Genomic DNA, 24,901 nt, shown 5'->3' on the forward strand with positions numbered 1-24,901 from the left:
ACGCAAGCAGATTCATTCGAATTTTAGTCTCTTCCTATGCGCTATTATATCTCCTTTTCAACAAAACATCATGTGCTATTTTGCAAAATTCAATGCGAACGACCTGTTTATAAGCAGGAATCGAGGGGCCGATCCCCGAATGTATTTGTGTGCTTCGTGTGCAGCCGTGGATGCAAAACCGTCATGCCCTAAGGAAAGGGGTCTTATCGTCAACAAAAGGCCAGGTTCTGGGCAATATCTTTTCTGCATCCTAATTCTCCACCCGCGCCCCCGTGACGTGGCCGTAGAAGTAGTAAAGAAAGCGAGGTGCAGTAGGATGGCCGAGACGCCGCTTGCATCACGCACGTTGCTGGTGGTAGATGATGATCGACAACAAACCGATCTCCTCCGGCAACTTATCTCGCGGCACGGCTATCGAGTCCTTGCCGTGAGAAGCGCCCAAGAAGCGCTCGATCTTATCCGATGCTCCACGGAATCGATCGATCTCGTAATTACCGACATCACCATGCCGGATATGACAGGGCTCGAGTTGGCCCAGCGACTTCTCATAGAACGCCCTGAACTGCCCATCATTCTCGTGAGCGGAATAGGGATAGAGAGCGAAAGCACCGACCTTGAGGGACAGGGCTTTGGCTTCGAGACGAAGGCCCAATCGCTGCCCCCAACGTCGTGGATAGACTGCAAAAACCCTATAGAAGTCGTCAACTGCTAAGCCGTATCGAGCGGATTTTGGAGGAACGAAAACACACCGATAACTAGCATCTCTTGACAGTTTATGCCTCCTTCGCGAATAATGTCTGTATGACTAAGCGTGCAGCAAAAGCCGCTTCGGGGCAGACAAAAGGTAGTTTACGCGTCTCCTCTGCCATGCGGCGCAGCCCAAGGGGGCGCATTAAAAACCTTCTGGCTCTTCTCTTCCTTATGGGGGAGCTCGTTGTTGCCGCACTGCTCATCGTGGGGCTCGCGATCTTCTATCGCTTTTCAAGTGACCTACCCAACGTTAATCTGTTGTCCAGCCAATCCCTCATCCCCGCCGCCACCTCCATCTGGTCGGAAGATGGTGTACTCCTAGGCACCCTGCAACAGATCAACCGTAAACCGGTTCCCCTTAACGAGATCTCCCCCTTTCTGAAAGATGCTACTATCGCCATTGAAGACCATCGCTTCTATCATCATTTCGGTATAGATATCAAGGGCATCTTGCGCGCCGCCTACATTGACCTTACCGGAGGTAACCCCACCCGTGAAGGCGCCAGTACCCTGACCCAACAGCTCGTGCGCAATGTCGGCATCTTCGGCCTTAACCACCAAAAAAGCTATGCGCGCAAAATTCGTGAAGCCCTCATCGCAATGCGCGTCGAACAGCTCTATAGCAAAGATGAAATTCTCGATCTCTACCTCAATAACGTCTACTACGGAGCCGGCGCCTATGGAGTCGAAGCCGCTGCACGCACCTATTTTGGGAAGTCGGCTGCCGATCTCGATCTCTCTCAAGCCGCTCTGCTCGCCGGTCTGCCTCAACTCCCCTCTGCCTACTCGCCCTTCTCACATCCTGACCGCGCCATCGAACGGAGAGATGAGGTGCTCGACGCTATGCTCCGTTACGGCTACATCAACCGCGCTCAGTACGAAGCCGCAAAATCGGAGCAGCTCCATTTTGCGACACCTCCCCGCACGCGCAAGGGCTATAACTTCAAAGCACCCTATTTTGTCTGGTATGTTCTTAACGACCTCATCCGCCGATATGGCCTCGACTTCGTGGAATCGGGACTTAAAATTCAAACTACCCTTAACTGGAAGATGCAACAGGCGGCCGAAAAAGCGTTGGAGCAAGGGCTTGAGCGCGCCAGCTATACCGGTGCCAACCAGGGCTGTCTCGTCTGCCTCGATAACAGCAATGGAGCTATTCGCGCCATGGTAGGAGGCCGTAGTTTTCTGGCTAGCCAATTCAACATCGTCACCCAAGGACTCCGCCAGCCCGGCTCCACGTTCAAACTGTTCGACTACGCCGCCGCCTTCGATACCGGCAAAGCAGACCTTAATACTACTTTTCGCGATGAACCCATCGTCTATCCCAACAGCCATAAGCTTGTTCACGACTTCGAAAACTATACGGGCCGCAGTATGACCTGCAAAGAGGCCATTGCCCGCTCGGTAAATACCATTGCCGTGCAGGTGGCCGAGCTCGTGGGCATAAAAACGGTCATCGCCTACGCCCACCGCATGGGCATTACCACCCCTATCGCCCCCTACTATCCCTCTGCCATCGGTGCCTCCGCCGTCCATCCTCTCGATCTTTGTGTGGCCTACTCGGTGGTCGCCAACAACGGCATTCTGCGCAAACCGATGGCCTTACTGCGTGTAACCGATGCGGAAGGGAACATTGTAGAAGAACATTTCCCTCAAGAACAGGACGGGCTCCTGCGCAAATCCACCATCGATCAACTTAATGAAGCCTTTGAGGCGGTGGTAACCGAAGGAACGGGTGTGGCCGCTCGCGGCGATGATAGCAACGGCATCGTGCCCAATGCCCATGGGAAAACGGGCACCACCTCTGATTTCCGCGATGCCTGGTTCGCTGGCTACACGCCGGAGCTAACAACCGTTATCTGGTGCGGTAGAGTGCACCATGGGCGCTATCTGCCCATGAGTAACGGCCAAGGCGGTGTTGTGTGTGCCCCCATCTGGCACGACTTCATGATCAAAGCCGTGCCCATCGAGCAAAAATATCTTGCAGCGCTTAACCCCGCTCCGCCAGCTCCACAACCTAAACCCGCGTCCCCCAAACCGGCCCCCCAAACCCAACCGGCTCAGCTTCAGCAGCCCTCCACCCCTTCGAACAACTCCACATCGTCGGCCTCTCCCACCACCGCCGCCCCAACTCCGAGCGCGCCTTCATCCCCTCTGCCTTCTAACTCCCAGTCCGGCGGAACTTCGCTTAACAATACAGGTAGTCCGATACCTCCAACGCCCACAAATCCGTCTACCCCCAATTCAAACGATCTCCTCCCCTCCCCTCAAAACGTGTCTACACCCCCTGCGACCAACGCACCCACCCCATCTCACTTGGCTCCCAACCACATCGCCGCGCCCCCCACACCGCCCAAACATAAGTCCGACCCCATGGTAACCGTCACCATTTGTGTCGACTCGCATGAAAAGGCCACTATCTGGTGTCCCGCAACCATTACCGTGCAGATGCCGGCCTCCCAGGCCCGCAAACTTAAAACCTGCCCCCTTCATAAACCACCTCCTGGCGCTGGCTGAAGCTCTCCCTTAAAATGGGAGAAGAAGAGGCCTCCTCTTACAAGCTGATCTCCAAAAAGAGTCTGCATGCGCTGTCAGCTTCTTTTGCCAATTTGTGTGTTTTCTGTTGACACACTCATGGCCCTGTGTTATAATAAAAAAGAGATAAACGATAATAGACGAGAATAGAATTTACTGCTGTCCTGTCGAAACGTTACGTGACGGAGGTGAGGAGAATTGAACCTGAAAGAAAAATCGGTTTCGCCCGTAGTTGCCGCCATCATTATCCTCGTTATCATTGTCATTGCCGGAGCGCTGATCTATCGCTATTCCGGTCCACCAGCCCACTCTGGGATGACCCCTGAAATGGCGCAGCAACTCAAAAAGATGTTCGGCAATGGGGCTCCTGGTTCTGGCGGTGGCGCACAAAATCCCTACGCTGGCCACCAACCGGCGGGAGCACCGCAACACTAACCACTTACTGCCTTATCGCAGGCAGTCTTTTTCATCACAAAATAACACTAAAAAAACAGGAGGATTCGTTATGAGATCTCGCGGTTTTACATTGATTGAGCTGCTTGTAGTTATCGCCATTATAGCGATTCTTGCAGCTATCCTGTTCCCCGTGTTCGCACAGGCACGCGAACAGGCCCGTACCAGTATGTGCCTCTCAAACATCAAACAGCTTAGCCTTGGCGCCCAGATGTACACGCAGGACTACGACGAGCGCTTTCCTTCATGGAACTGGCCTTTCTTCTGCAATGGAGGAAATAACGGCGCTCCTCGCGACTCCGCCGCTTTCTGGACGATGGCGATCTACCCCTATGTGAAGAACACCGGGGTCTACCAATGCCCCGACGATGCCCTTCGATGGAACGACGCCTGGGCAACCTGCAGCGATGATGGTGGTAAGGACGATATGTTCGCCCCCATTAACCCAGCAACCGGGAAAGCCTGCAACTTTTGGGATGGCTGTAACCCGAAATATGTCTCCTACGCAATTGACGAATCGCTCGATGGAGGCTGGCCAACCAATACGCTAGCCGGCGTGCCTACTCCTGCCAACTGGGCGCTCTTCGCCGACTGCGGCTCGCAACTGGCCGACATATGGGTGTGGCAACAGCCCAATGCGCAAAATGCCAACAACATCTCGGCTCGCATCGCTTTCTCCAATCAAGGATGCTGTCTTATTTGGCAGGGGAGCCAACCGGCTTCCTATTTCCTCTCAAAGTATAGCCAGTCGTTCCTCGACAACCTCACCCGCCATCATGGGGGCGAGAACGTGAGCTTCGTGGATGGACATGCGAAATACATGCGATGGACGAATCTCACCTGGGTTAATCTAACGACCGGCACGCTGCCACAGTAAAAACAGAGAAACCCAAGCGAGGCTAAAACTTGTGGCCTAAAGGCGCATGCCTTTAGGCCACTTTCATTTCTTAGGCGTCGCTGTTGTTGGTAACGACCATTCCGTTATAGGGCGACCGGCTCGGTGTAGGGCGTTCTTTAGTTCTGCCATGGCAACCCTATTATGAGGATCGAGCCGACACACTTCGCTAAACTCAATGATGGCACGAGGCAAGTTACCTGTTTTAAGGTAGAACTGAGCTAATTTAAGATGGATCGGCACCGAATGCGCGTTATTCAGAAGCTGCATACTTAATGCTTGGCCAACAGCAGCTTGATGACGAGCCTGCAGGCTTTTGCGGATAAGCGCCAAACCGGCCGCTCGTTGTCCCAACGCGACATAGGCTCGCCCAAGCAGCAGACCCACATTCTCCAAATTCGGTGCGCGCTCATAAACGGGTTGCCAGGCCTGAACCGCGCCCTTCAGATCCCCCTTGGTTTGCAGCGCTTTTCCCTTCTCAAAAAGCGCTTCTAAGTTATACGGCTCCTGATGAAGCACCGCATCCGTATCTTGCAGCGCCCTATCTGGTTGCCCCAAGGTGTTGTAAAGCTTCGCGCGTTGCACCAATAGGGGATCGGGATTCGAGGCATGCGCGATCGCTTCGTTAAGTGCTGTAAGCGCCTTACTCGGCTTATCGGAAAGGGAGTAGACCTCGGCTAGCGAGCCGAGTACGGTAGGGTCGGTTGGAGCGAGTTGGCGTGCAAACAACAGCTCTTTTTCGGCTTTGATAAGGCTTAGCGATTGGGAGTAGGCGATAGCGAGAGCCACATGCAGTTGTGCCACGTTAGAATGTGCTTTTAAAGCATGTTTTAGCAGAGAGATGGCGTCCTGATTCCATCCTAGCTTCAGATAGAGCCAGCTAAGCCCAAGGATCGCTTGAAGATTGTTGGGGTCAAGCGCCAGAGCACGCTCGTATTCGAGCAGGGCCATATCCTCTTTCCTATCTTTCGTTAGGCAGTCGGCATAAGCAGCATGAAGGCCGGCGTTTCGTGAGTCTAACTGCACGGCTAACTGCCATTGTGTATCGGCTTCGGCAAAGCGGTTCTGTTGTTGTAAGAGGTCGGCATAGAACGCATGCGTTTTTGGATCGTTGGGGCGGAGGTTTACGGCCAGCGCTGCCTGCTGCAGGGTTTCGGTTGCTCTTTGGTGCGCCACCTGCATCGCTTGCCACTGTTTTTCTTGTCGTTGCAACTGGGCGATCTGCTGCCGAATGCGTATCTGCCAAGGCAGCGTGATAAGGCCTCCAAAAGCCACTAAGACAAGTAGAATCAGTAGAAGCCGTAGACGCTTTTTGTCGGGTGCACTCTTCATAGATTTTGAAGGATCTTCTCTAGAAACTGACATCTTTCCTGCTAGGGAATGAGGAGGAGCCAAAAAGCAGTTTTAGCATGAGAAGCGTAGCTCGGCAGAGACACTTTAATGGCTTGGAGTTGTTGCTAAAGACAGCTCCGTTAAGGGGCGGCCAGCCTTTTGGAGGGCTATCTTTAGCCCCTCTCTTCCGGCAGCATTGTGGGGGTCGAGCTGACAAACCGCTCGAAACTCGATGATGGCGCGAGGCAGATTGCCGATGCGAAGATAGTATTGCGCCAAACGGAGATGGAGAGGCACAGAATTGGGTGCGTTCATAATCTGGCGGCCTAAAGATTGCCACTCGTCAGCATCGCGCATCCTTTGCAAACTTTCTTGAACTAACTCCCTACCAGCAGCCCGCCTACCTAATGCGATGAGAGCGCGCCCTAACAATAACCCTACGTTGTCCATGTCTGGTGCGCTATCGTAGACGAGCTGCCAAGCGCGTATCGCACCCCGCAAATCCCCCTTAAACTGCAGCGCTCTCCCTTTCTGGAAGAGCGCCTCTAAATTATGCGGGTCTTGGCGTAACACCGTTTCCGCATCCAGCAGAGCCTTATCCGGTTGGCCAATGGTATTGTAGATTTTAGCGCGCTCTAAAAGAAGCGGGGTTGGATCGGACACCTGTGCAATGGCCTGATCGAGGGTTACAAGAGCTTTTTGGGGGTTGTTGGCAGTCCAATAGACCTCCGCCAATGGGCCAAAAATGGAAGGGTCGTGCGGATCGAGCTGTTGCGCCTTTAACAGCTCTCTTTCCGCCTCGCTCAAGCGAGTCAACTGAAAATAGGCCATCGCGAGCGTTTCATGTAGTTTGGAGGAATCCCCATGGGCCTTCAATTGACGCTTCAACAGCGCCAATGCATTTTGGTTCCATCCGAGCGTGATGTAGCGGAGCGCCAACCCAAGGGCTGCGCGCAAGTTGTTGGGGTCGAGACGCAGGGCGCGTTCATACTCGAGCATGGCCACATCCTCTTTCCCGTTTCCATCCAGACAAGCAGCGTAGGCCACGTGCAGGTTGGTGTCTTTAGGGTCAAGCAGCACCGCCTTTTGCCACTGCTCTTCGGCCTCTGAAAAGCGGCCCTGCTGCTCCAGTAAAGCGGCGTAGCGAGCGTGGGCTGCAGGGTCGTTCGGATGTAGCTGTACCTCCTGCGCTGCCTGTTGAAGGGCTAAATTCATCTGCTCCTGAGCGCGCTGCAGCGCCTGCCGTTGCAACTCTTGTTGGTGCAAAAGCGCGAGATGGCGGCGAATGCGAATCTGCCACGGGAGGCTTACAATGCCCAATAGAATGACAAATGCCAATAGCCCCAATAAGAATCGGAGTCTTTTCTGCTCTACTATCCTTTTGTGTTCCTCTGTTTCCACTCTAATCTTCGATCGTTTCACCTATCTATCCTCCCCGCAAAGCGATCTGATGCGCCTCCGTGCGCCTTCCCATGGCCAGCAGTGCCCCTTTCAGTCCCTCAAGGGCTCTCTTATCGCTTGGGCGCAAGCGCAAAGCCTCTTTGTATTCTACAACCGCATCGTTGTAGATGCCGAGCCGCATGTACCACTTCGCCATCCGCAGATGCGACACGGGATCGGCAAAATGGCTATTGACAAGATCACGTGCAGTCCCGTAGCTTATCGAGTTATTCTTGATGGTCTCATAGAAGTGAATCAACTTCGTCCCTCCCGCCCTATCGCCCTCACGCACCTTCAAACGTCCTAACTGAAAAGCCACATCCTCGAACGCTGGATTCGTCTGGTAGGACTGTTGAAAAGCCGTTAAGGCATCCTGCGTTTGTCCCATCAATAGATAGGCTTTCCCCTCACGATAGTAGGCCTCAGCCACAAGATCAGAGCGCTTCTGGGCTAAGACGGTTTGAAGGGCATTTTTCGACAGCGCAAGCGCCTCCGGAAAAGATTTCGGGTCTCCAATGCGCTCTAAGGTGTAGGCCAAGAGTAATTGAAGACGTGCGCTCGTTGGGCTGTGCTGAAGGGCAACACGAATGGTCTGTTCTGCTTCGGGAAGCTGTTCCGCAGCGGTAAGATAGGAAGTTAGGTAAAAAGCGATGTCCTCATCTTGAGGATGCTGAGCGAACAGATGTTGCAGAATTCGAATAGCCTTTTGGGTATGACCGGTTTCAAAAAGGTAACGTGCCTCCAAAAAAGAGACATTGGGATTATGGGGCGTCAGCCTCTTGACGGTTTGCAGAATCGGTGGAATCAACTCAAGCCAATGAAGCTCTAGGTAGATTTCCATCAGCCGGAGATAAACATTGGGGTCTTTAGCCTTTAAGCTCACGAGGTGACGTAATGCCTCTATCTCCAGGTCGGTATATCCGGCATCCTGATAGAGCCTAGCGAGCAAAACGAAAGGCGCCTGTGCATGAGGAGCTACGCGGGCGGCCTTGAGAAGTGCACGAACTCCCTCAGCAACTTTCCCTACTGCGAGCGCCATCTCTCCATAACGCATAAGCGCCGTGGGGTCTTTAGGGTGTTGCTGTAGCTGCTGGTAGGCCTTGTGGAAGTCTTGTAGCGTCGGTGGAGCAGGAGCTTCAGGGGTACGAACCGGCAGAGGGGGTTTAAAAGTTTGGAGCTCCTTTGACGAAATACGTGCTACCTCTGGAGAAGATGCATGTTTAGAGGAGAGGCCGATAGGAGTGCATCCTGAGGAAAATAGAGCGGGAAGAGTGATGATTAACACTCCCATCGGCTTCTTCATAATAGAGTGCCTTAGACGGATCGGCATGCTCAAGTCAAACGCGAAGAGCTATCGTCCAGCACTTGTTCCAGTTCCAGGCCGACCGGGCTGAGCGGTTTGGGTCGGTGGATGCTGTCGAAGCTGTTGCCAGTGCTTTAAATTCTCCTGGGTCACATCCGCATTAGGGCCACCGGAAATATAGCGATAACCGAAGAAAATGGCGAGGATGATCGCTATCACGATAATGGCAATGGCAACACCCGGCGAAACGTTCTGCTTCATAGCTTAAACTCCTTCATTAGAGCGTCCCGAAACACCCCTTATTGCCAAGGAAAGTGCCTCCAAGGAGGAATAGGTTCGGAACCTATCCGGACTACGGCGTTATACACTTGGAGGCACTCGTCTATCTACTGTAGCCCACCGTTAAACAGATCGAAAGTGATCTGGCGAGCACGCATCCATTTTACATGGCCATCGGCGAATCCGATGACATCTCCCTCAGAATGGCGCGCTTGCTGATCGAACAGGCTCGCATATTGGGAGATATCTGGGCGATAATCACCAATATCGTCTTGAGCCGCACCACACGTGGCCGTATTGCTCCAACAGTCGGCAGGAGCATTCGGATAGGCGACACGAGAGATGATGTAGTGGTGAGTTGGATCGTTGGGATCCGAAGATGGTGTCCATCCTGTCGTTAAGCCGATGATACAATCAGCCACCAGCAGGGTCTGCGCCGGTTTTGGCAAGGCGGCCTGTGAGCAGCCGCTAGTCCCCTGATTGCATACATTGCCATCCTCTAGCGGCTCACTCATCGCATAGCTAATGGTGGCGTTGGCCATGGCAGGCGTAATGCCCACCTGAATGGGAGTTTGACCGCTTGTTATCCAAGCCCATATCCCATTTTGGGTAATTGTAGAGTGATCATTCGTGCTTGGACACGTAAAGAGCTGAGAATTTTTGATATAGGGATAGATGGAGTTAAACCAAACCGATTCGAAGTGGCCACACGCCGAGGGGTTATCGGATCGCGGACATCCACCCTGTGTCGAAGAATACCACCAGCTCCAGTAGGGGAAGAATTCATCATAGTCCTGCGTGTACATCATAAACGCAAGACTGAGCTGCTTAAGGTTGGATGTGCAGCTCGCCTGCCGTGCCTTTTCTCGCGCCTGGGCGAACACCGGGAATAGGATCGCCGCAAGTATCGCGATAATCGCGATAACTACGAGAAGTTCAATTAGTGTAAACGCTTTTTTCATAGTGCTGTTTCTCCTTTACCTGTTGATATTTTCTAGGGGAGTTCGCTCGAAATCTAAGCCCTTGTGTAAACGAGCTTATGTTTTTCGATACCTTTCGAATGTTGCAGATAGTCTAAGTCCTATAGGCCCTCCATAACTGAGAGGTTTTTCTGGTTATTTGCCTCCTTTCTATTCCCATTTGTTACTTTATTTATAACATAGCCTCTGCCGTTTGTCAAGAGATATTTTTTTCTTGAATAGGCGCTAGCCCTAATTTGCAAATAGTCTCTAGACCCTATGCACGCCTATTCTCTTTGCCAAATGTTCCCTGATAATACGGTCGTCTTCATAATGGAACTCACAGGAATAGAGGATGTCGAAAGAAACCGTTTTGCGACGTTTCCCTAGCGTTAAAGAAGGCCTCATGTTTTTAATCTATCCGCTCGATTCGTGATGATCCCATCCACAAGCGCATAAAAATGCCCCATCAAAGCCTCCTCATCTACCGTCCAAACGTAGATGCGCTTCCCATATGCCCGCAATACCTCGATGCGCTCCGGCGTCAGTAACGGAAACTCCCAGGTGACGATGGGCGTATCTAATTCCGCAATCCACTCTGAAAAGGCTTTCGCCTGTAAAAGGGTCTCCTCACGACGGCTGAGGGTCAACGAAAGCGGTAAGGTGGGATCGAGTTGGCGAAAACGAGCGCGACTTGCCGTTCCAGCACCCGCCACGATCTTCTCTTCCGAGCCGAGCGGCGACAGCGCAACGACCACCTTCTCCTCTATATCGCCCCCCTCACACTTCATGTCGGCCATTACCGCCACGCGGCCTCGCGCCCATGCAACCAACTCCTCTAGGCGTGGTACCCCCTCGCCCGCCCCTAAATCTATCTTGGCAAGCGCCCCCGCCGTCTGCTCGGCGATCTTATAAACATGCCCGCGCACATCCCTTACCTCCGGATCGTGCGCTAGTACCAGAGTACCATCCGCCGCCTGACGCACGTCGCACTCCACCATCCGACAGCCTAACTTCGCCGCCTCCTGGAAACTGCGCAAGGTGTTTGCTGGAAAAGCATAAGGGAAACCACGATGCCCCACTCCGATACATCCCACAGGGTTACACCCTCCTTCTAAATTTCACCTACTTTTTACCCCGCCATTCCCCTTTCCTAGCAGGATTCAATAGGGGCAAAGGAGAATAGAGATGCAATTTTTTGTATAGAAGGAGCTGCCCAACATGTTGGCTCGCGTGCTCTCTAGCACCATCCTCGGAATCGATGCCCATGAGATCTACGTTGAGGTAGACGTCAGCCCCGGAATGCCCTCCACCACCATCGTCGGTCTGCCGGATACCGCCGTCAATGAGAGTAAAGAGCGGGTGCGCACGGCGCTAAAAAACTCCGGTTTTCAGTTTCCCTACGACAAACGCGTCACCATTAACCTTGCCCCTGCCGACATTCGCAAAACCGGGCCCAGCTTCGACCTACCTATTGCTGTCGGACTTCTCGTCGCCACAGGGCAGCTCCCAGCAGACCACATTGAGGGCGCTCAAATCGTGGGGGAGCTCTCCCTCGATGGCAACGTACGCCCTGTAAGTGGGGTGCTTCCGATCGCCATCGGGGCCAGAGCCCACGGTCGAAAGCGTTTCTACGTGCCCAAAGAGAACGCCCGTGAGGCCGCCGTCGTGGCCGATATCGCCGTCTATCCTATCGGCAGCCTTCATGAAATGGCCCTTGCCCTCACTATGCCCGAGCGGGCCGCCCCTATGCCCTACGACCCCACGCTCCTCCATCCCGATACGCCCCAATTCATCCACGACTTCGCCGATGTCAAAGGCCATGGTCATGTCAAACGCGCTCTTGAAGTCGCCGCGGCCGGCGGACACAACGTTCTGCTTATCGGCCCTCCCGGCAGCGGCAAAACCATGATGGCGCGCCGTCTTCCCTCCATTTTGCCCCCGCTCTCCGTGGACGAGGCCCTCGAAGTCACCAAACTCTACTCCGTGGCTGGCCTCCTCACCGCCGAGTTGGCGCTCATCAACACACGCCCCTTTCGATCGCCCCACCACACGGTCTCGACCGCTGCCCTCGTGGGCGGCGGCACCATCCCCCGCCCAGGCGAGGTAAGCCTTGCACACCACGGGGTCCTCTTCCTCGACGAGCTGCCCGAATTTGCACGCGATGCGCTTGAGGTGCTGCGTCAGCCTCTCGAAGATGGCGTTGTGCAGATCTCCCGCGTGAACGCCTCCTACGCCTATCCCGCCGATTTCACCCTCGTTGCCGCCATGAACCCCTGTCCCTGCGGCTACTTCGGCGATATCTTTCGCCAATGTACCTGCCAACCTAGCAGCGTGCAAAAGTACCTGAAAAGGGTCTCCGGCCCCCTGTTGGATCGTATTGACCTCCATGTAGAGGTGCCCCGCCTCTCCGAAGAGGAGCTGCTTACCGCCCACACCGGCGAGACCTCGGAAGCCATCCGCGAGCGCGTGTGTCGCGCTCGCCGCATCCAGTCTCAACGCTTTGCCCAACCTCTACCGCAAAACGCAAAACCCCCCTCCGGTGAGAAAGCAACGCCCCCCGAACCTCCTACCCGACGTATCTACTGCAACGCCCAAATGGGGCCGCGAGAGCTACGCGCCTACTGCCCCCTCCGACCGGAGGTGAAAACGCTTCTACGCGCCGCCATCCAACAACTCGGCCTCTCCGCCCGTGCCTACGACCGCCTGCTGAAAGTGGCGCGCACCATCGCCGATCTCTGTGGCTCCGAAGAGGTCCAGACCGCCCACGTGGCCGAAGCTATCCAGTATCGCAGCCTCGACCGAAAATTTTGGAGCGGCTAGTCCCTGTCCCCAAAAACCGGAAAAGTCTCCGGAAATCTGACGTAAGGGCGCTCGCGAAGAGGCACAAACCGGCCTTCTCGAAATCTCAAAAACGATGGTTGTGTAACCGCGCTTTTCAAAAAAGCGTATGGAAAAGAAGAACGGATGCATCTTGACAGCATCCCTTTGCAAAAGTAAAATATCTCTATATCCCAAGCAAAGGCCATGAAAAAAACTAACAACGCAAAAACGAGGTGCTGTGAACATACCGACCTGCCCCTTGAACGTGCCCTCATCCGCGTGGTAAGAGCCACCCTGTTTGCTCAACCGCCTCAACCGGAGATGGACGCTCTCCCCATGGCTCAAATGCGCCTCCTCTGGATGGTCTACCATATGCCGCAAGCAACCATGAAGGAGTTCAGTGAAAAACTGGAGGTCTCTCAGTCCACCGTTACCCAACTTGCCGAACGCCTGATCCGCCGTGGCCTTATTCTGCGCTTCCACGACAGCAAAGACCGACGGCTCGTGCGGCTTTCTCTGAGTGAACAAGGGCACCGTCTCCTCGAAGAATCGATGGCACAAGTGCACGCTACCCTGCAAGAGATATGGAATCGACTAGGAGAAGAGGATCGCCCTAAGGTGATGGAAGGCCTCGAAATCTTAGGCCGAGTGGCCGAACAGTTTCGCATCGAGCAAGGGCGCTCTCCTCTTACATGGCGTGAGGAGAGCCTCGCTCAACCCCCCGAAACCTCCGATCCGATCGCTCAACCCATGGTAGACCTCATGGCGCGACGCATTCGCGGAAATATTAGGGAATCCTAAAAACTTGTGAATACTTTCGCCTCGCTCGGTCGTCCATATAACGATAGCGTTCTCGTTTTTCCAAAAATCTATGCCGACGGAAAGGAACAGGATACCGCAATGTACGCTTCCATCTGCCGCTATACGCTGCTACCGGCTCTCTTCGCCTCCTCTCTCAGCTTGGCAACATGCGTGGCTGCAGGTCAAACAAACCCTACGAATAATTCCCAATCTATTCAAACTCCCGCAGAAAAACGCTACGGCATACCTCCAAACCCAACCATCGGAGCCCAACCTAGCCTCGATCTCTCCCAACCGCTTACCCTCGATAGGGCCATTCAAATCGCTCTCCAACGCCAGAATACCATCGCCATCGCCGCCGCTCAACGCGACTCAAGCCGCGCTCAAGTGGTGGCTGCACGCTCTTCCTACTTCCCACAAATTACGCCGAGCTTTCAATATCAGACGAATCTCACTCCCATCGAAAGCAGTGCCTTCGGAGCAGGAGGCCCCACAAGCCACTCGTTCTCAAGTGAAACACGTACAGAGGCCATCGTCGCAAAACAGCTGATCTGGGATGGGGGAATTCGTGAGGCCACCGTCCAACAGGCCCGCAATACCCTGTTCGCCGATGAATATAACCTCGGCAATACCCGCCAAGATGTCATCCTGAACGTTACCCAAAGCTACTATGCGCTCCTGCGCGATCGCGCTCTCGTGAAAGTGCAACAGACCAACGTCCAGCTCGCTCAAACCACTCTCGAATCCATTCAGGAACAGGTGCGCGTGGGCAATGCTGCCCCAGCCGATACCCTCCAAGCACAGTCCAATCTTGCCAACGCGAAGGTGTCCCTTCTACAAGCGCAAGCCGTCGTCTACGACGATGAGGCCCAATTGAAAAATGCGATGGGTGTGGTTACCTCCCAACCGCTCGTTCTTGCCGATCAATCCCTTCCGCAACCTGACCCCACACCCGATCCCCACTCCGTTGACTACTATACTCAGCTTGCCTACCAAAACCGTCTCGACATCAAGCAACAGCAGGCCGCCATAGATGCCCAGACCGATCTCCTCCGCATCGCACGCCTCCAAGCGGGCATCAACGTCAACGCCTCCGTCACCGAGGGATATCAGTTCGATCCCGTTTCCGGGGAAGAGCGCGTCTTCTCTGTCTCCCTCTCCTATCCTCTCTTCGATGCGGGGCTTTCCCGCTCAAAAGTGCGCGAAAACGAGGCGCTGCTTACCCAGCTCGAACGCCAGCTCGACCTGATTGAACAGAACATACGTCTTAACATCGAACAAGACTACCGCAACCGTGAGGTGGCTCGACAACAGGTGGTCGCCGCGGATGCCGCCGTACAGGCCGGCCAAACCAACTACGATGCCGCCCTCGCTAAACAGCAAAACGGGCTTATCAACGTGCTTGACGTGATCAACGCCCAACTGCAGCTCGTAACCGCTCAACAGCAACAGGTAAACGCCCTCTACAGCTACTACATCGCCAACGCACGGCTGCTGCGCGACATCGGAATGAACGACCCCGAATGGCACCCAGACGTTCCTGCCGCCGTGCAAAAACAGTTCTCCGCCAATGCAACGCCGTCGGAGGCCACCGATAAGCAGCAAGCCGCCTCGCTTCTACGCGATCCTCTGCTAGACGCACGGAGACCCTAAAAATGAAAAAGAGATATGTCCACCTGCTCGTTCCTTGGCTCTTCCTTACCGGGTGTAATCTCCTCGGTTTGGGAGAAAAAGGAGGTCAAGTTCACTATCGTGTCGCTGCCGTAACCCAAGATATGGTGCGCAAAACCGTCTCTGCCACTGGCGTGCTCACCCCTTGGACAACCGTAGATATTAAAAGCCGCGCCGGCGGGCGCATCATTAGCCTCCCTGTAGACGATGGCACGGTTGTTAAAAAAGGACAAGTGGTTGCTCTCATTGACCCTTCGGATACGCTGCTTACCTACTACTCGGCCAAAGCGGATATTGATGCCAACCGGGCGCGCGTGGTAGAAAGCCAGAAAGATCTTCAACTGCAACTAAAAGAAGGACAGATCGGAATTGATACCGCCAAAGCCAACTTAAAAGCGGCTCAAGCGCAGGCAGCTGCCGCTCAGGCCAACTATCAGTCCGCCCAAACCGATGCCGACAACGCGAAAGCGCTCTCCGATGCCAACATCGCCAGCGCTCGAGCTACCCTCGCCGCGCAACAGGCCAAGCTCGACCAAATGAAAAACGCCACCATTCCCCAAGAGCGCGCTCAAGCCCAAGCCGATCTGCAACAGGCTAAAGCCAACCTTATCAACGCCGAAGCCCAACTAACGCGACAAAAAGCGCTGCTGGCCAAAGGATTTGTTGCTCAATCAGAGGTAGACCAAGCCCAAGCCGCACGTGATGTGGCCGCCGCAACTGTGCTTCAAGCCCAAGCCAAAGTGGATACCCTCGATAAAGAGCTCGACCAGGACTTGAAGGCGCAAGAGGCTCAAGTGGCTCAGGCCAAAGCGGCTCTTGATACAGCCCTCGCCCAGGCCTCCCAAGTACAAACGAAGCAATTGGCCGCCCTCGCGGCCAAAGCTAATGCGCAACAGGCCCTTGCCACGGTGAAACAGGCACAGGTGAAACTCCAGGACGCTCAGGCCCAATTGATCAATAACATCATCCGCGCCAAGCAGATCGAAGAGGCCAAAGCTGCTGTCATTAAATCGAATGCAGCCTATGCCGACGCGAAGGTGCAGCTGAACGATACCCGCATTACCGCCCCAATGGATGGTGTGATCCTTCAAAAGTATGTCGAACAGGGAACCTTCATTACCTCCGGCATGTCGTTTAACTCCTCCGGCACCAGCATTGTGCAACTCGGCGATATCTCCCGTATGTACGTAGATACCAGCGTGGATGAGACCGATGTGGCCAATATCCAAATGGGGCAGAAAGTGGAGGTCACCTTTGACGCCTATCCCTCTATTCCCTTCGACGGCAAAGTTATCCGCATTGAGCCGCAGGAGGTTGTGAACCAAAACGTTACCACCCTCCATGTCCGCGTAGAGGTAGATAATAGCAACGTGGCCTATCGTCTCCTACGCCCCGGCATGAACGCCACGTGTGAGTTTATTGTGGATGAGAAGGACGACGTGACCTGTATTCCCAATGAGGCCTTGCAAACGGCTAACGATGGAAGCTACTATGTTCTTGTGGCAACAGGGGGACACCAGGCCCCGCCCGATCCAGGAGGCTCGCCCGATCCCTCCGTACTGGAAGGCTGCCATATCGAACGCAGACCCGTGCAGATCGGCTTGCAAGGCGACGACACCACCGAGATCACCGAAGGGCTCAAAGTCGGTGAAAAAGTGGTCACACAAACCATCCAGCCGATCAACAGCGCCACGGCCTCTACCAGCGGTGGGTTTGGCGGCGGTGGGCCAGGCCCAGGGCGCCGCTAGAGCCGTAGAGAAGGGAGGAAAAAAATCATGAAAGCCGCCTTTATCGCCGCTATCCGTGGGGTTGCAACCAACAAACTGCGCTCCCTCCTCACCATGCTTGGCGTCATCTTCGGGGTGGCCGCGGTCATCGTGGCTGTCGCCTTGGGACAAGGTTCTCGCGACGCCGCCCTACGCCGCTTCCAACGCCTCGGCACCACCACCCTCACCGTGCTGCCCGGTCGCCAGAGCCGCAACGGCGTCTCCTTCGCCTTCGGCTCCGCCTCTACCCTCAAAATTGACGACGTCCCCTTCCTTCTGCGCGGCTGCCCCGACGTGGTGGCCGTATCGCCGGAACAACAGAAATTCGAGCAAGTAAAATACGGCGATCAGAATACCAACACCACCGTGTTCGGTTGCGGTCCCGACTTCATGCAGATTCGCCGATTCGACCTCGCTGCCGGCCGCTTCTTCACCCGCTCCGAAGATACCTCCCGTCGCCCCGTCTGTGTGCTCGGTTGGACGGTCTATACCACCCTCTTCCTCAACAATGCCCCCGCAGTCGGGAGGAACATCTATATCAACGGGCAAAATTTTAAGGTCGTAGGCGTGTTTGCAGAACGAGGAGGGGGAGGCTTTGTGAACGAGGATGACCGCGTGTATGTGCCTATTCGTACCGGCCTACAACGACTTTTCGGAGGAGAAAACCTCCTCTCCAGTATGTCGGTGGAAGGGCGTAGCGAGGAGGTGATGCAGCGCGCCCAAGACGAGATAACCGAAGTGCTGCGCAAACGCCACAATATCCCCGATTCCAAACCCAACGATTTTATCATCTTCAACGCTGGGGTCGCCGCACAAAACAGTCGTGACCAGGCCGAAGATTTTCAGCAGCTTATTAGCTATCTTGCCGCCGTAGCCCTCATCGTAGGAGGGATCGGCATCATGAACATCATGCTGGTATCGGTAACCGAACGCACCCGCGAGATCGGCGTGCGAAAAGCCATCGGTGCCAAACGACGCAATATCCTTCTGCAGTTTCTGCTTGAAGCCGTCTTTATCTCGCTAACAGGAGGCATTATCGGAGTTATCATGGGGGTGCTCTTTACCCTGTACGCGCTCCCCTATCTCAAACCCCAATGGGAAACGGCACTTACCGTGCCGCCCCTGTTTCTCGCGTTCGGCTTCTCCTTCCTGGTCGGTATCTTCTTTGGGTTCTATCCCGCCATGAAGGCCTCGAAGCTAAACCCAATAGACGCCCTTCGCTACGAGTAGTGCTAAAATCGTTACAAGGAGATGGTTATGAACACCAAACAACTGCTAGCAATGGGTGCAGCGCTTCTTGCCGTATCGCTCTACGGCGCCGCTGCAAAGGCCCAAGGGCCTGGTGGTCAAGGCGGCCCTCCGCCAGAAATCATGGCCAAAATACGAAAATGGCAAGCTTGGCAAAAACAACATAAAAACGCTAGCCAGCTCGGCCAAGAACTTTACCAGCTCGAAATGCTGAACCAACAACCCGGTTATGCGCTTAACAAGCAGCAGTCCGCCAAACTCGTGGCCATTTTGAAAGCATGGCGCCATAAACCCACGATGTCGGAGGAGCAGGCGCATAACGTGTTGAAACAGATCGGCAGCCTTCTCACCGTGCGCCAAATCCAAAAGATGACGACGCTCGCTCCGCCTTGGCAGCGCCGCCCCGGTGGGCCAGGAGGTGGCCCTCCACCAGGAGGCCGACCAGGCGGAGGGCCGCCGGGTGGAGGCTTCAACTTCCCCGATCCGCCTTCAGGTGGCTTTAATCCACTGAACCCCGACACACTGCCCTTCCCGCCCATGCGCGATAGGGCCAAGCGGGGGCTTGATGCGTTCATCGCGACCCTGCAAACTCAGGCAAAACGCTGAAAGGTAGTTGACCCCATGTCCGATGTGATCATTGAGGTCACAAACGTTCATAAAATCTACCGGATGGGCAAGACGGAGGTGCACGCCCTGCGCGGCGTCTCCGTCTCCATCCGAAGAGGCGAGTTCGTGGCCATCATGGGCCCTTCCGGCTCCGGAAAATCCACCTTCATGAACATCGTGGGCTGCCTCGACACGCCCACTCGTGGCTCCTATAAGCTGGATGGCATCGAAGTCGCCAAACTTAACGACAACCAACTTGCCGAAATTCGCAACCGCAAAATTGGTTTCGTCTTCCAAACCTTCAATCTGCTGGCGCGCACAACCGCCCTGGAAAACGTGGAGCTGCCAATGCTCTATAGCAACGCGCGCAACCGCCGTCAAATGGCCATTCGCGCCTTGGAAATCGTTGGGCTGGGCGAACGCCTTCACCACAAACCCAACGAGCTGTCCGGCGGCCAACAACAGCGCGTTGCCATCGCCCGTGCGCTCGTAAACGACCCGCCCATCCTCTTCGGAGATGAGCCTACCGGCAACCTCGACTCGCGAACGAGCGAAGAGATTATGGCCATCTTCCAACGCCTGCATAGGGAAGGCAAAACGGTGGTGCTTGTAACCCACGAACCCGACATCGCCGAACATGCCGAGCGCATCATTCGATTTCGTGATGGTAAGGTGGTCGCGGATGAACCGGTTCTCAATCGCCGGATCGCTGAGGTAGAGCTGGAAAGGCTCGGCGGGCCGCTTGAGGAAGAAGATACCGAGCTGCTTTCTGAAACCACTTAGGATTGGTCTCTAGACCGCTTTGGCGATAAGACACAGCTGCTTGGGCGTAAGCAGCCAAAGAAGAAGGCCACTGCGGGGCTGGAGATCAAACACCTCTACGCAAGCAAGCCCGGCCTTTTTCATCTTTACGTTGCCGCCGCAAAGCCAGGCGATATTTCCGCTCAACGTGGGTTCATGCCCCACCAACAGCAGTCCCTCCTGAGGCCTTCGCTCCTGCACAAGGGTCTGCAACGTTGGAGGATCAAATAGGCCGGGTTGGAGGCGCGCCTCGACCACGAAGCGCTCTTTCGGCCAATGGAGAACGTCCGCCAAAATCTCGGCGGTCTCTAAGGCGCGCGCATAGGGGCTTGTAAGAAGGACGTCGAACGAGAGATCGAGCGCTTTGATGCCGAGGGCAACACGCTTCATCTCCGCAATACCCTCCGAGGTGAGATGGCGCTCGGCATCCTTCAGGTGAGGACGTGGATCTTCTGCAAGTCCATGACGAAGGAAATAGAGTCGCATCGGTCACCTCGGAGAGGAGAAGAGGCTACTCTTCTCGTAGAGGATTGGGAATATTTTGGAGGCGTTCCAGCTTCCGACGAAACTCACGCATCTCGTCTAAAGTGATAGCCCCCATACGGGCAAAGCGCGTTTTTTCGGCCTCACTAAGCTCTACCGAGATGTCGCTCAGGAGGTCGGCCTCCCACTCCTCTTGTCGGATGAAGTGTTCTCCCAAACGCTTACAGCGCGAGCAGCGATAGCGGATATAGACGTAGGTGGGACCGAACTGCCGCATCAAGTAGCCTTGTCGCACCACATCGCGCTGATATATGCGCTGACCACACCGACACCTCAATCCGCGCATCATCGGTTTCTGTTCCTCCATGTCGTTGCCCGTGGCTCCGAAAGACTCGCGAACCCGCGCAAACGACTTCAAGCGGAGCAGGGGCGCTACCGCTACGAAGGCTTTCTATAGCGAACCTTCTACTTGAATTATACCATGCCACGGCCTCTAAAGTTGCCAGGAAGACACACAGTGCAACACGCCTCCTCTCTGTCCTGCAGGAGAACGCTGTCCCAGAAAAGAATCTCTTTTTAACTCTCAATAGGTCTCGACGATGAAAAGAGCACTACAAAGCGTTCTCTTTTTGTTCCTGTTCGTGCAACCCCAAGTCTTTCAAAAAGCTGCAAAAGCTCCGAAACCCTTCATGGGCTGGAGCAGCTGGAGCCTCGAAGCCGTGCGCTCCCCAAGCTATAACGGGGAGGATTGGCTCACCGCCGAACACGTTAAAGAGCAGGCTGACGCCATGCACCGCCTGTTACAGCCCTACGGCTATCTCTACATCAACCTCGATTCGGGCTGGAAAGGAGGCTACGATGCTTTCGGTCGTCCCCTGCCCGACCGTAAAAAGTTTCCTGAAGGCATTGCAGCTATCGCGCGCTATGTACACCGCTACGGCCAAAAACTCGGCATCTACTACACCGTCGGCATCTGGGGCGATCTCTATCAAGCGAACCCTCAAATACTTGGTACCTCCGCTCACCTACGCGACATTCTTGTGCAACCGCCCACCCCAGGCAACGGTTGGGTCAACGGCACCTACAAAATAGACTTCTCAAAACCGGCGGCCAAAGCCTACATCGCCTCGATCGCTCAGGAGTTCGCTAACTGGGGGGTAGACCTCCTTAAGCTCGACGGCGTAACCCCAGGCTCCGACCATAACGACCTCTCCATAGATAATCGCGCGGAAGTGGCCGCTTGGGCCCAAGCCCTTGCCCATACCGGGCGCCCCATCTGGCTCGAGCTATCCTGGAACCTCGATCCCCACTATGCCGACTTTTGGCAACGCTACGCGAACGGATGGCGCATCACCGACGATATAGACCGCTACGGCCCCACGCTGACGAGCTGGCCTCAGGTAAAAGTGCGTTTCGAGGCGGCTGCACGGTGGTACCAAAATGCCGGCCCCGGCAAGGGCTGGAACGACTTCGACTCGCTGGATATTGGTAACGGTGCCCTCGATGGCCTTACCGACGCGGAGCGCCAAACGATGATGACTCTCTGGGCCATCGAGTGCTCCCCACTCTACCCCGGTGACGACCTCACCCACCTCGACTCCTACGGTCTTCGCCTGCTCACTAACACCGAGGTCATCGCCGTAGACCAGGCCGGCCGCCCTGCCCATCCCGTACGTTTCGGCTCCCAACAAGTATGGGCGGTACAAAACGCAGATGGCAGCCTCGTTGTCGCCCTTTTTAACCTCGACGATCAGGCCACCGTTCCAGTTACCGTTACCTGGTGGGAGCTCGGCCTTACCGGCCCAGTAAAAGCACACGATCTCTGGAGCCATCGGGATCTCGGCATCTACAACGATCGCTTCACACAGCTTCTCGCACCCCATGCTTGCTGCCTTGTGCGTCTGATCCCGCAACAAAATTAAGTGCAGACCCTACCCATCCGCCTCGCATAGGGCGGAGTCTGCTGATGAAAACCACACCCCCATTTTGTGCTATACTAAAATGGAACACTCGAACAAACTTACTAGGAGCTCATGCCATGTGGCGCACGGTTGCAAAAATCATTTCCGGTCTCCTCGTGCTCTTCTTCGCCGTTCTCGGCCTCGGCGCTGTCCGAGCTTTCCCGCGAACCGAGCCGGGTGTGAACCATAACGATCACGCCGACCTCGCTGACCTTCCCCATGTATCCGACCCGCGAACACTTGGCTATCACCTCACCTTCGACGACGAGTTCAAAGGGAACCATCTCGATACCTCTAAATGGATCGACTCCTACCCCGATGGCGTGCGCACCCATAGCAACGGGGAACAAGAGTACTATGCCCCCGACGGCTATCGCGTGCGCAATGGCCACCTCGAACTCATCGCGGAACGGCGCTCCATGGGCGGCATGCCCTACACCTCCGGCATCGTTACCACCTACGGTAAGTTCGCACAGCAGTACGGATGGTTCGAGATCCGCGTCAAAGTTCCAAAGGGGAAAGGCCTCTGGCCTGCTTTTTGGCTGTTGCCCACCGATAAAAGCTGGCCGCCCGAAATAGATGTCTTTGAGATTTTAGGCCATCAGCCCAACAAGGTCTATATGACGAACCACTATGTGGGTGAGGATCCCAGCCACGTGGGCGATAGTGGGAGCTTTGTAGGCCCCGATTTCTCCGCTGGCTATCACACGTTCGCAGTGCAGTGGACGCCCACAGCCCTCACTTGGTACGTGGATGGAACTCCTCGATTTCGCACAACGCGCCATATTCCCCATGTCCCCATGTATCTGCTGGTGAATCTCGCCGTGGGCGGCTATTGGCCGGGCATGCCCGACAACACCACCCACTTCCCTGCCATCATGTACGTGAAGTACGTACGCGTCTATCAAAAGGGATGAATAAAACCCTCGTGCCCCTGCGAGAAGAATATATCACCTTGGGGCAACTGCTGAAGCTGATAGGAGCCATCCCTACCGGAGGAGCTGTACGTGCCTTCCTGACCACCACCACCGTCTACGTAAACGGTGAGCCGGAAAACCGACGGGGACGCAAACTCTACCCTGGAGATACGGTGACGTTCGATGGCAGGAGTTATCAAATAACCAAAGGAGAACATCCCTAAACGGCCGTGCGCCTCACGACGGCCTTGATCGCGCGACAGACGAACCTACCGCCGATCCTATGGCCGTCTTACAGCGGCCTTGCTGGCAATAGGCCAGCCGCGAGCCTATTTCGCCATCGAACCAAACGATGCAAATGTAGGGGCGCAAGGCGTTGCGCCCCTTTTTGCGCACGCCAGGCGGCATTGGCCGTTTCAAGGATGCTCCTGAGCGCATCAGCCGGTGTGGGTGCGGGTTGCAGTTTGAGTTGGACGGTGCGTTGCGCTTCGGTTGCAGAATGTGCTAAAGTGTACCGTGCTCTTGATAGGCGTCAGCCACTTAACAACGAAGGGGGCGCGTTTCCTCCGCGCGCACGTGTTATGATCTTTCAACGGCGTTGGCTCCTCCTCTTCTTTTTGGGAACCGGTTTCTTCCTCGCCAGCGGTCTCCTACCTGGACTGCGCTGGGCTGGCATCGATTGGGCCATAGGACTGGTGGCGCTTGCCCTGCTCGACTGGGCTCTCCTGCCCTCGACCTTCGCCTTCGATGTCTACCGCGAAGTAGACGAACGACTAGCCCTCGACACCCCCGCTCCACATCGAACTGCTCGATTCCCCACCGGAGGCGTTTCAAAACGACCTGCCCCATCTCCCCTTCACCCTCCATGTTCCAGCCTCGAACCGGCAAACGGTAACCTATCGCCTTCATCCCAACCGCCGTGGCGACTACGCCTTTGCCAACATCACCGTGCGGCTTTACGGCCCGCTGGGGCTCGTCGGGCGAGTGCTCTCCATACCGGCTGTCCAGGTCGTTAAGGTCTATCCGGGTCTGCGCGAGCTAACCCGTTTTAACCTGGCAGCCCAACGCCGCCAGCTTCAGCAGATAGGGGTGCGACGCGCCCATCGCCATGGCATCGGCAGCGAATTTGAAAGCTTGCGCGACTATGTGCCCGACGATGAGATTCGCCATATAGATTGGAAAGCCACCGCACGTAAGGGGCATCTCGTGACCCGCCAGTATGAGCTGGAACGATCCCAAAACATCCTAATGATGTTGGATGTAGGGCGCACCATGTGGGGAGAACTCGAAGGCCGTGCCAAAATAGACTATGCCATTCAAGCCGCCCTCCTTCTGGCCCACGTGGCCTCCTTCTTCGACGATAGGGTGGGGCTGCTTGCCTTCTCCAACCGTATCTATACCTTCCTCCCCCCACGTCGTGGCCGTCAACAGAGCTACGCCGTTCTCGAAGCCCTTCACAACCTTTACGCAGACCTTGAAGAGCCGGATTACCGAACCGCCTTCCATTTTTTAGAAGAGCGCTGGCCACGCCGTTCTCTGCTGATCTGCTTTACCGACCTGTGGGACCCCGTCTCAGCTCGTAGCCTCATCGCCACTCTCGCGGCCCAACAGCCGCGCCACCTGCCCGTCGCCGTCACGCTACTTAACACCTCCTGGGTGCGCGCCCGCGAGCAGCCGCCAGAGACCGCTGAGGCGATCTTTCAAAAGGTCGCCGCCCTCGAAACCCTCCAACAACGCGATCAAGCGCTGCGCCTATTGGCGCAAAAAGGGGTTTTAGTGGTAGATTCTTCTGCAGAGAAACTCTCGGTCGAGTTGGTGAACCGCTATTTGGAGATCAAAGAGCGTATGTTGCTCTAAAAAGCAGGTAATGCAAATTTT

Annotated in this window: 24 protein-coding genes; 16 read left to right on the forward strand and 8 right to left on the reverse strand. The window is 55.4% G+C overall.

The genetic code is table 11. From position 1 onward, the window contains the following. The first annotated feature begins 316 nt into the window (after window positions 1-316). The 4 genes from CCALI_RS16335 (at window position 317) to CCALI_RS07145 (ending at window position 4,615) form a co-directional block, all read left to right on the forward strand. Window positions 317-712: a response regulator gene (locus CCALI_RS16335; protein ID WP_044948979.1), complete on the forward strand. Its 396-nt coding sequence runs from the start codon at window positions 317-319 to the stop codon at window positions 710-712. Between the two features lie 89 nt (window positions 713-801). Then, the gene (locus CCALI_RS07135; RefSeq protein WP_155850499.1) at window positions 802-3,267 is read left to right on the forward strand and encodes a transglycosylase domain-containing protein; all 2,466 of its coding nucleotides are present in this window, start codon (window positions 802-804) and stop codon (window positions 3,265-3,267) included. Between the two features lie 216 nt (window positions 3,268-3,483). Beyond that, a complete protein-coding gene (locus CCALI_RS07140) occupies window positions 3,484-3,720 on the forward strand; it encodes an archaellin/type IV pilin N-terminal domain-containing protein (protein ID WP_016482801.1) in 237 nt (78 codons plus the stop codon). Between the two features lie 70 nt (window positions 3,721-3,790). Then, window positions 3,791-4,615, forward strand: coding sequence for a type II secretion system protein (locus CCALI_RS07145; RefSeq protein ID WP_016482802.1), 825 nt, complete (start codon window positions 3,791-3,793; stop codon window positions 4,613-4,615). A gap of 63 nt (window positions 4,616-4,678) precedes the next feature. On the opposite strand, the gene CCALI_RS07150 is transcribed toward CCALI_RS07145, so the two are convergent. The 6 genes from CCALI_RS07150 to CCALI_RS15095 form a co-directional block, all read right to left on the reverse strand. Then, window positions 4,679-5,965, reverse strand: coding sequence for a tetratricopeptide repeat protein (locus CCALI_RS07150; RefSeq protein WP_016482803.1), 1,287 nt, complete (start codon window positions 5,963-5,965; stop codon window positions 4,679-4,681). Between the two features lie 105 nt (window positions 5,966-6,070). Further along, complete coding sequence (locus CCALI_RS07155; RefSeq protein WP_016482804.1) at window positions 6,071-7,387, reverse strand: tetratricopeptide repeat protein; 1,317 nt, start codon at window positions 7,385-7,387, stop codon at window positions 6,071-6,073. Window positions 7,388-7,391: 4 nt separating this feature from the next. Then, window positions 7,392-8,708 (reverse strand): tetratricopeptide repeat protein, encoded by a 1,317-nt coding sequence (locus CCALI_RS07160; protein WP_016482805.1) that lies wholly within the window; start codon window positions 8,706-8,708, stop codon window positions 7,392-7,394. Window positions 8,709-8,756: 48 nt separating this feature from the next. After that, on the reverse strand, window positions 8,757-8,969 hold the full coding sequence (locus CCALI_RS07165) for a hypothetical protein (protein ID WP_016482806.1): 213 nt from the start codon (window positions 8,967-8,969) through the stop codon (window positions 8,757-8,759). 125 nt (window positions 8,970-9,094) lie between these two features. After that, window positions 9,095-9,949: a DUF1559 family PulG-like putative transporter gene (locus CCALI_RS15090; RefSeq protein WP_016482807.1), complete on the reverse strand. Its 855-nt coding sequence runs from the start codon at window positions 9,947-9,949 to the stop codon at window positions 9,095-9,097. Window positions 9,950-10,350: 401 nt separating this feature from the next. Beyond that, window positions 10,351-11,043 (reverse strand): glycerophosphodiester phosphodiesterase, encoded by a 693-nt coding sequence (locus CCALI_RS15095; RefSeq protein WP_016482808.1) that lies wholly within the window; start codon window positions 11,041-11,043, stop codon window positions 10,351-10,353. Between the two features lie 124 nt (window positions 11,044-11,167). On the opposite strand from CCALI_RS15095, the gene CCALI_RS07185 reads away from it, so the two are divergent. The 7 genes from CCALI_RS07185 (at window position 11,168) to CCALI_RS07215 (ending at window position 19,644) form a co-directional block, all read left to right on the forward strand. Next, a complete protein-coding gene (locus tag CCALI_RS07185; protein WP_016482809.1) occupies window positions 11,168-12,769 on the forward strand; it encodes a YifB family Mg chelatase-like AAA ATPase in 1,602 nt (533 codons plus the stop codon). A gap of 204 nt (window positions 12,770-12,973) precedes the next feature. Further along, window positions 12,974-13,570: a MarR family winged helix-turn-helix transcriptional regulator gene (locus tag CCALI_RS07190; protein ID WP_016482810.1), complete on the forward strand. Its 597-nt coding sequence runs from the start codon at window positions 12,974-12,976 to the stop codon at window positions 13,568-13,570. Window positions 13,571-13,576: 6 nt separating this feature from the next. Then, a complete protein-coding gene (locus CCALI_RS07195) occupies window positions 13,577-15,223 on the forward strand; it encodes a TolC family protein (RefSeq protein ID WP_044948985.1) in 1,647 nt (548 codons plus the stop codon). Window positions 15,224-15,225: 2 nt separating this feature from the next. Continuing rightward, the gene (locus CCALI_RS07200) at window positions 15,226-16,989 is read left to right on the forward strand and encodes an efflux RND transporter periplasmic adaptor subunit (protein WP_016482812.1); all 1,764 of its coding nucleotides are present in this window, start codon (window positions 15,226-15,228) and stop codon (window positions 16,987-16,989) included. A gap of 27 nt (window positions 16,990-17,016) precedes the next feature. After that, window positions 17,017-18,237: an ABC transporter permease gene (locus CCALI_RS07205; RefSeq protein ID WP_016482813.1), complete on the forward strand. Its 1,221-nt coding sequence runs from the start codon at window positions 17,017-17,019 to the stop codon at window positions 18,235-18,237. 27 nt (window positions 18,238-18,264) lie between these two features. Next, a complete protein-coding gene (locus tag CCALI_RS16055; RefSeq protein WP_016482814.1) occupies window positions 18,265-18,861 on the forward strand; it encodes a hypothetical protein in 597 nt (198 codons plus the stop codon). Between the two features lie 15 nt (window positions 18,862-18,876). Beyond that, the gene (locus CCALI_RS07215) at window positions 18,877-19,644 is read left to right on the forward strand and encodes an ABC transporter ATP-binding protein (protein WP_016482815.1); all 768 of its coding nucleotides are present in this window, start codon (window positions 18,877-18,879) and stop codon (window positions 19,642-19,644) included. Between the two features lie 9 nt (window positions 19,645-19,653). Here CCALI_RS07215 and sixA read toward each other — a convergent pair whose 3' ends face one another. Further along, entirely contained in the window at window positions 19,654-20,148 is a 495-nt protein-coding gene (gene sixA, locus CCALI_RS07220) for a phosphohistidine phosphatase SixA (RefSeq protein WP_016482816.1), read from the reverse strand. A 25-nt stretch (window positions 20,149-20,173) separates the two neighbouring features. Further along, window positions 20,174-20,512 (reverse strand): hypothetical protein, encoded by a 339-nt coding sequence (locus CCALI_RS07225; protein ID WP_156412979.1) that lies wholly within the window; start codon window positions 20,510-20,512, stop codon window positions 20,174-20,176. Window positions 20,513-20,744: 232 nt separating this feature from the next. Here CCALI_RS07225 and CCALI_RS07230 point away from each other — a divergent pair, with 232 nt between their 5' ends. The 5 genes from CCALI_RS07230 to CCALI_RS07245 all read left to right on the forward strand — a co-directional run bounded on the left by CCALI_RS07230 (window position 20,745) and on the right by CCALI_RS07245 (window position 24,880). Further along, window positions 20,745-22,067 carry a glycoside hydrolase family 27 protein gene (locus CCALI_RS07230; protein ID WP_016482818.1) on the forward strand — a complete coding sequence of 441 codons (1,323 nt, stop codon included), beginning with the start codon at window positions 20,745-20,747 and terminating at the stop codon, window positions 22,065-22,067. Window positions 22,068-22,183: 116 nt separating this feature from the next. Next, window positions 22,184-23,023 carry a glycoside hydrolase family 16 protein gene (locus CCALI_RS07235; RefSeq protein WP_016482819.1) on the forward strand — a complete coding sequence of 280 codons (840 nt, stop codon included), beginning with the start codon at window positions 22,184-22,186 and terminating at the stop codon, window positions 23,021-23,023. After that, window positions 23,020-23,247, forward strand: coding sequence for a S4 domain-containing protein YaaA (yaaA, locus tag CCALI_RS07240; protein WP_016482820.1), 228 nt, complete (start codon window positions 23,020-23,022; stop codon window positions 23,245-23,247). Before CCALI_RS07235 ends, yaaA begins: the two co-directional genes overlap by 4 nt. 240 nt (window positions 23,248-23,487) lie before the next feature. Next, window positions 23,488-24,039 carry a hypothetical protein gene (locus tag CCALI_RS16340; RefSeq protein WP_172636637.1) on the forward strand — a complete coding sequence of 184 codons (552 nt, stop codon included), beginning with the start codon at window positions 23,488-23,490 and terminating at the stop codon, window positions 24,037-24,039. Further along, entirely contained in the window at window positions 24,008-24,880 is an 873-nt protein-coding gene (locus CCALI_RS07245; RefSeq protein ID WP_172636638.1) for a DUF58 domain-containing protein, read from the forward strand. The genes CCALI_RS16340 and CCALI_RS07245 overlap by 32 nt, the downstream gene beginning before the upstream one ends. Window positions 24,881-24,901: the final 21 nt, after the last annotated feature.

Source organism: Chthonomonas calidirosea T49 (assembly GCF_000427095.1).
In the GTDB taxonomy this organism is placed as follows: Bacteria; Armatimonadota; Chthonomonadetes; order Chthonomonadales; family Chthonomonadaceae; genus Chthonomonas; species Chthonomonas calidirosea.

Coding starts and splice junctions, on each gene's coding strand:
- CCALI_RS16335 (WP_044948979.1), top strand. CDS start 317: ATGGCCGAGACGCCGCTTGCATCACGCACGTTGCTGGTGGTAGATGAT.
- CCALI_RS07135 (WP_155850499.1), top strand. CDS start 802: ATGACTAAGCGTGCAGCAAAAGCCGCTTCGGGGCAGACAAAAGGTAGT.
- CCALI_RS07145 (WP_016482802.1), top strand. CDS start 3,791: ATGAGATCTCGCGGTTTTACATTGATTGAGCTGCTTGTAGTTATCGCC.
- CCALI_RS07150 (WP_016482803.1), bottom strand. CDS start 5,965: ATGAAGAGTGCACCCGACAAAAAGCGTCTACGGCTTCTACTGATTCTA.
- CCALI_RS07160 (WP_016482805.1), bottom strand. CDS start 8,708: ATGAAGAAGCCGATGGGAGTGTTAATCATCACTCTTCCCGCTCTATTT.
- CCALI_RS07165 (WP_016482806.1), bottom strand. CDS start 8,969: ATGAAGCAGAACGTTTCGCCGGGTGTTGCCATTGCCATTATCGTGATA.
- CCALI_RS15090 (WP_016482807.1), bottom strand. CDS start 9,949: ATGAAAAAAGCGTTTACACTAATTGAACTTCTCGTAGTTATCGCGATT.
- CCALI_RS07185 (WP_016482809.1), top strand. CDS start 11,168: ATGTTGGCTCGCGTGCTCTCTAGCACCATCCTCGGAATCGATGCCCAT.
- CCALI_RS07190 (WP_016482810.1), top strand. CDS start 12,974: ATGAAAAAAACTAACAACGCAAAAACGAGGTGCTGTGAACATACCGAC.
- CCALI_RS07200 (WP_016482812.1), top strand. CDS start 15,226: ATGAAAAAGAGATATGTCCACCTGCTCGTTCCTTGGCTCTTCCTTACC.
- CCALI_RS07205 (WP_016482813.1), top strand. CDS start 17,017: ATGAAAGCCGCCTTTATCGCCGCTATCCGTGGGGTTGCAACCAACAAA.
- CCALI_RS16055 (WP_016482814.1), top strand. CDS start 18,265: ATGAACACCAAACAACTGCTAGCAATGGGTGCAGCGCTTCTTGCCGTA.
- CCALI_RS07215 (WP_016482815.1), top strand. CDS start 18,877: ATGTCCGATGTGATCATTGAGGTCACAAACGTTCATAAAATCTACCGG.
- sixA (WP_016482816.1), bottom strand. CDS start 20,148: ATGCGACTCTATTTCCTTCGTCATGGACTTGCAGAAGATCCACGTCCT.
- CCALI_RS07225 (WP_156412979.1), bottom strand. CDS start 20,512: ATGGAGGAACAGAAACCGATGATGCGCGGATTGAGGTGTCGGTGTGGT.
- CCALI_RS07230 (WP_016482818.1), top strand. CDS start 20,745: ATGAAAAGAGCACTACAAAGCGTTCTCTTTTTGTTCCTGTTCGTGCAA.
- CCALI_RS07235 (WP_016482819.1), top strand. CDS start 22,184: ATGTGGCGCACGGTTGCAAAAATCATTTCCGGTCTCCTCGTGCTCTTC.
- yaaA (WP_016482820.1), top strand. CDS start 23,020: ATGAATAAAACCCTCGTGCCCCTGCGAGAAGAATATATCACCTTGGGG.